This window comes from Paraburkholderia sp. BR10141 (assembly GCF_056155635.1).
On the sequence record NZ_JBMIQH010000087.1, the window covers coordinates 1 to 5,427 of the forward strand.

At 57.7% G+C, this 5,427-nt stretch carries 5 protein-coding genes and 2 pseudogenes; 1 reads left to right on the forward strand and 6 read right to left on the reverse strand.

What is annotated here, in order from left to right; genetic code table 11:
- Positions 1 to 46: 46 nt before the first annotated feature.
- Both ACOJB8_RS40625 and ACOJB8_RS40630 read right to left on the reverse strand, forming a co-directional pair.
- Positions 47 to 960: pseudogene (locus tag ACOJB8_RS40625) on the reverse strand (IS630 family transposase).
- 173 nt (positions 961 to 1,133) lie between these two features.
- Positions 1,134 to 1,514 (reverse strand): reverse transcriptase domain-containing protein, encoded by a 381-nt coding sequence (locus tag ACOJB8_RS40630; RefSeq protein WP_069269287.1) that lies wholly within the window; start codon positions 1,512 to 1,514, stop codon positions 1,134 to 1,136.
- A gap of 537 nt (positions 1,515 to 2,051) precedes the next feature.
- On the opposite strand from ACOJB8_RS40630, the gene ACOJB8_RS40635 reads away from it, so the two are divergent.
- Positions 2,052 to 2,171 (forward strand): group II intron maturase-specific domain-containing protein, encoded by a 120-nt coding sequence (locus tag ACOJB8_RS40635; protein ID WP_475017869.1) that lies wholly within the window; start codon positions 2,052 to 2,054, stop codon positions 2,169 to 2,171.
- Here the strand turns inward: ACOJB8_RS40635 and ACOJB8_RS40640 are convergent.
- The 4 genes and pseudogenes from ACOJB8_RS40640 to ACOJB8_RS40655 all read right to left on the reverse strand — a co-directional run.
- Positions 2,172 to 2,843: pseudogene (locus tag ACOJB8_RS40640) on the reverse strand (reverse transcriptase domain-containing protein); the annotation flags it as partial. It lies immediately after the preceding gene.
- 196 nt (positions 2,844 to 3,039) lie between these two features.
- Positions 3,040 to 4,191, reverse strand: a complete 1,152-nt coding sequence (locus tag ACOJB8_RS40645) for a porin (protein ID WP_475017865.1) — start codon at positions 4,189 to 4,191, stop codon at positions 3,040 to 3,042.
- Positions 4,192 to 4,472: 281 nt separating this feature from the next.
- Positions 4,473 to 4,697 (reverse strand): hypothetical protein, encoded by a 225-nt coding sequence (locus ACOJB8_RS40650; RefSeq protein ID WP_475017867.1) that lies wholly within the window; start codon positions 4,695 to 4,697, stop codon positions 4,473 to 4,475.
- A gap of 653 nt (positions 4,698 to 5,350) precedes the next feature.
- Positions 5,351 to 5,427 (reverse strand): 4Fe-4S dicluster domain-containing protein (locus ACOJB8_RS40655; protein WP_133168007.1); only part of this gene is annotated, 77 nt, incomplete at its 5' end.

A 5,427-nucleotide genomic window follows, 5' to 3' on the forward strand; every position in this document is an offset into this window, starting at 1 on the left:
CCGTCAAACCTCGGAGAACCGCACTACTTGACACGGTCCATACATATCAGTGTTCCGTCCCAGAAATAACTTTGCATAGCCGAGCCACTTTCTGAAGGATGGAATCGGCGGTTGCCGTCCAGACGAACGGACGGTTGTGCTGGTTGTACTGTGCAACATAGCGCTCAATGCTGGCGATTAGCTGGCGTACATTTCTGAAGGAGCCGCGCCGGATAGCCTGCTGCGTGATCAGGCCAAACCAGCGCTCCACCTGATTGAGCCAGCTCGAATACGTCGGCGTGAAGTGCATGTGATAACGCGTGTGCTTCGCCAGCCATTCCTTGACCTTGGGGTGCTTATGCGTAGTATAGTCGTGCGTAACACCTTCGAGGTAGCCCAGACCCATCGGCAACACCGGTTGCGTTCGCTCGAGTGCCTGGCACTGGCTCTTCTCGTCGACACACAACACCAGGGCGTTGGTCGGTGGGCTCAGGTACAGGCCGACAATATCTCGCACCTTCTCGACGAAGTACGGATCCGTAGAAAGCTTGAAGCTCTTCGAGCGATGAGGCTGCACGCCGAACGGCGACAGGTATCGGGACACCGATCTCTTCGAAATACCCGTTTGCGCGGCAGCAGAACGCACACTCCAGTGCGTTTTCCCGTCCGGCTTCTCATGCAGGACCTTCGCCAGCAACTCGGCCACCGCTTCGTCGTCATGCGCGCGCGGTCGCCCCGGGCGCGCTTCGTCATGCAGACCAGCAAGCCCCTGCGCGACAAAACGCTTTTCCAGTGCGTGATCGCAGGGGACGTTACTTCACATTGAACCGCGATTTCCTGGTTCGTATGACCGTCAGCTGCCATCAGGACAATCTTTGCCCGGCGCACCAGCGAATGAGGCAGCGAACGCGATCGGCTCATCGACAGCAATTGTTCTCGCTCCAGTTCCGACACGACAAACTCGATTCCTTTACGTCCCATGATCGCCTCCAACACGCCGTGAATTCGATCATCGAACAATCTGAATTTTCTTAAAGGTATTTCTGGGGCGGAATACTAGGGTGACGCGCAAGCGCGAACTTCTCCAAACTCGAGCGTATCGCGTCCCAGAAGAGCCGGGCATCAGCAATGCGTACTCGAAGCCGACAACAACATCATCTGCATATCGCAAGCCGCTTTCGCACAAGTCGGATAACGCGTTGGTCGCTGAACCGGTGTTCAATGAAACGAACTAGCCGTTCCTGGCTAACCGAGTCAAAGAAGCTTTTGAGATCGACGTCTAAAATCCGGTTCACGGGGGTGAAGGTGATCGCTGTCGCCAACGCGCCCAGCGCATCGTGCTGATTGCGCCCGGGCTGGAACCCGTACGAGAACCCGGGGAAATCCCCCTCGTAGATCGCGTTCAGCACATCAATCAACGCGCGCTGGACAATCTTGTCCTCCAGTGCTGCAATCCCCAACGGGCCCTGCTTGCCGTCCAGCTTAGGTATGTACTGCCGCCGTACAGTCAGTGCACGATACGCTCCGCTGTGCACTTGTGCGTGCAGACGCTGAAGATAGTCCTCCAGCCCTGCGTCGTTGTACCGCTACCTTATGCCGTCCAGCCCGGGAGCCACATTGCGGTTGAGCGCAAAGAACGACTCTCTGTGGCAACCGACCGTGGTATGGTGCAGCAGCGCAGTGAACCGCTCCCTCTTCCCCTGCCTCGCAGCTTGCCGTACACGTTACAGCCCCTATGGCTCGCTTGCCCGGCTCTGAGCCCGGCGGGTATCTTGCTGACCCGTGTTCCCTTGCCCCCTTCGCCCCAACTGCTCCGCAGCCGGCTTCCCGGCCTTGTTCGCAGGCTTCGACGCTGTTTGGTCGGAGAAGGCGCGCTGGCCTCCGTCCGCCGCTCAAACTGCACGCCGTTTTCCGGCATGCAGCTTTCACGAAGATGCAGCATGCTGGGACGCAAAAGAAGGTATCAGTTGCACAAGGTTGACCGGTTGACCAACCCGAACTCGCCAGACAGCCACGCCTCCGGCAAGACCTCCCAGCCAATGTTGCGCCAGCGCCTGAATCGACGCGACCAGATGCGCCGCACGATCCAGCTGATTGGACGGCTCAATCCCATCCTGCAGGGCTGGGGGCACTACTACAAGCGCTCCTGCGTTCGAAGCGGCACACGTCGCTTTGCAAGACGACGCACCTGAAGCGACCCCACCTTGCGGCGTTCCACGCTCACTCGGAAAGAGACGACCCTTGCCGAAACTGCCGGCTTTAAGCATCGCCTTGATCAGGCGTAGTACCCGACCGTCAGTGATGCGCCGAGCAATGAGCGACAGAAGTTTGTCATGGTCAACTGATCCAAAAAAGTCCTTCAGATCAGCATCAACAATCCATTCCCTGCCGCCCTCGATCTCCTTCCAGATCTTGCGCAAAGCGTCTTGTGTCGATCGCCCTGGCCGATAGCGGAAGGTGGCCTCGTCGAATACCGGCTCGAAGATCGGCTCCAGACGGTTGAGCAGCGCCTGCTGGCATACGCGGTCGTAAATCGACGGTATGCCGAGCTTGCGGGTCTCCCCCGGTTTGCCGACTTTCGGGATCGAGACCTGCCGGACCGGTTGCGGCTGATAGGTCCACGCACGCAGTTCTGCCTGCGGACGGTCCAGATGCTGATCCGCCTGGTCGGCAAAGTCTGCCACACTGATTCCATCGACGCCGCCACTGCCACTGCCACGTTTGGCCCGGACTCGCTCCCAGGCGACTTCCTGATTCTTCCGTTGATAAACCTTGTCAATCAACGAGTGGGCCTTCCTTGCTTCCATCGGGTTGATCCAGTTAGACAGTCTCTTCGGACGCGGATGTACGGGTATTTGGCTCATGAAACTGATCCTCCTCCGTGCCTGTACTCACTATCGTCCGGGTTCTTCCCAATCACCTTCGTCAGTTGCCTTCCGTCGCCGATCGCTCGGTCACGTAGTTTTGGCCACGCTTCAGGTACTACTTAGCCGTCCGACTACTGACTCCTTCATCGTGGCGGACTTGCGCCGCCTACTCCTTGCCGGTATCTTGGCGCACTCAAAACTTGTGTCGTATTGCTGCGCGAACCACGAGCTGATTCGAGTTCGACGAAACATCCGCAGCGCCAGGTACATAGGCGACGTCGAGCACGGTTTGCGTCTTGTCGCCGCCAACATGCTGGTAAGCACCCTGAAGATAGAGATCCGTACGCTTCGACAGATTGTAATCAGCCAACAAACCGATCGTCTGATAGTTGGGATGCAGCTTGCCAGTGGTCGCGTTGAAGTCGGCACGCGTGTAGGTGTACATCGCACCAACGAAGAACGCCGGCGTGAACTGATATTTCCCGTTCACTTCGAAGTTCTGGAAGCGCAGCGACGAAAGGGGCGATCCGGCAGCCGGCGTGATCGGGCCTACGTAGCCGGAACTGAGCGGTTGCGTGACGTTGGTGTTCGTGTATGCAAAGCCCAGCGTTGCCGACCCGATCGTATAGTTGATTCCCGCGCCGAAAATGCGCAGGCGCTCAGCCAGGAAGTTTTTGTCGCCGCCGTTGTTGATCGCGCCAGTAGCCGTCGAAGACGGATTGTTGGCCTGCAGATACGACGCAGCGATCAAAAGCGAACCATTCGTGTACTGGGCGCCGACGCTGTATTGTCGGTTGTTGGCGAAATTCGTGTCGTTGCTAAAGCTATATGTGCCGCCGAACCGGAAGCCGGCGAGCGACGGACTCGTATATTTCGCCGTGTTGTTGACACGGAACGTATTGTCCGTGTTGTCGTTGTCGTAAGGGTGCGAAAAGATGTAACCGCCCCAACTTCCGTTCGCCGTAGTCTGTGCTAGGAAATCGACCAGCGAGTCGTATTGGCGCCCCAGGGTGACCGTGCCGAACGTTTCGCTCGCTACGCCAACGTAGGCCTGCCGCCCAAACATCAAGCCTCCCTGCCCGAGTTTTCCGTTGTTCACGTTGAAGCCATTCTCGAGCTGGAACACTGCTTTCAAACCGCCACCGAGATCCTCTGCCCCCTTCAGGCCCCATCGGGTACCTTGGGCGTAGCCGCTCTGCAACTCGTAGACCTTGTTGCCGCCCACATTATTGGCGAAGTCAAAACCTTCGTCGATAACGCCATAGAGCGTCACTGAGCTTTGCGCCATCGCGGGACCGGCGCAAGCCGACAAAGTCAATAGCGCAATTACGTTGCGTCCTTTCATCGAGTCCTCCAAAACCTGGTTACCATTCGATAACGAATGTTCTTATGTAAGTTGCTTTCTTTACTTAATACGTAGTATCCCTAATTATTTATAAACCGATAATCTACTTTTATTGTCATCATTCTATCCCCTGTCGGGAGCTGTACGTCAGATGGACTGGTCACTGTAACCCGTAGCGCGCTTGCAAGTCGAAGCGCGGCACGCCAAGTCCCTGCCAAATTCGGTCGACGGCACCAATACGTGCAAATATGACAATCCTACTTTTTCGGCACCTGCCAGCGCTACCGCCCCAACGTAGTGCAAACGTCCGCATACAACCCGCGCCTGTCGGCGAGAAATACGGTGCTGATACCCGGGCGCTTGAACAGGTCCACCTCGAGCTGCTTTTCGAACGGCTTCACCTGGATGCGCCGTCCCACCAGAATCACCTTTGCGGCGCGAACGATCCGCGGCACATCCAAGGCCGCACCGTCACTCCAGCCTCCCCTCGGAGGAGAGAATTGCAATGATTTGCTCCATCACCCCGCTACGCCGCCACTGAAGCCACTTCATATACGCTGTCTGTGGCGGCCCAAAGCGTGGCGGCAGGCGATGCCATCGCTAATCACGCACAGAATCGCGTCGAGAATCGTCCGAGGATCGCGTGCCGGTCGCCCCCAGTCTTGACGGCCTTGTGGTTGGATCAGATGACCCACAAGAAGCCATTGATCATCGGTAACCGGACACTGAAGCACTGGTGAATCCCCTGCGTGTGAAACTGGACGGTTTGTCAATTATGTCTCCGGTGTAACGGCCAATTGAGTCGCGAGTACCTGCTCTCGCCCGACTAGCCGGCGGCTCGCCGCCCATGCAAGATGCGCCTCGCCCTCTGGGGATAGACTCTTGGACTTCCCGCAACCGACCTGAATCCGCCTATGTGCCTGCAAACAGGCACCGTCGGCTTGTGGACCAGTGCACCGCCGGTGCTGTGACCACCAAGGCCGCATTGACGTAGCCGGGTTCCCCTCTGCCGAGGAGCGACACGCGGCCGACTCCTAACGAAGCTGTGGCCATTCGCCGCCGCAAACGGCTGCATTTCCAGAACAAGTATGGTGCATTGTCAATCGCAAGCTCAATGATCGTTTGGGATACGAACCGTTGCGGGGCACGTATCAGGACATCACATATTCGGGTAATTCGGGCCGCCGCCGCCTTCGGGCGTGACCCACACGATGTTCTGCGTCGGGTCCTTGATGT

Coding starts and splice junctions, on each gene's coding strand:
- ACOJB8_RS40635 (WP_475017869.1), top strand. CDS start 2,052: ATGCGCCGCACGATCCAGCTGATTGGACGGCTCAATCCCATCCTGCAG.
- ACOJB8_RS40645 (WP_475017865.1), bottom strand. CDS start 4,191: ATGAAAGGACGCAACGTAATTGCGCTATTGACTTTGTCGGCTTGCGCC.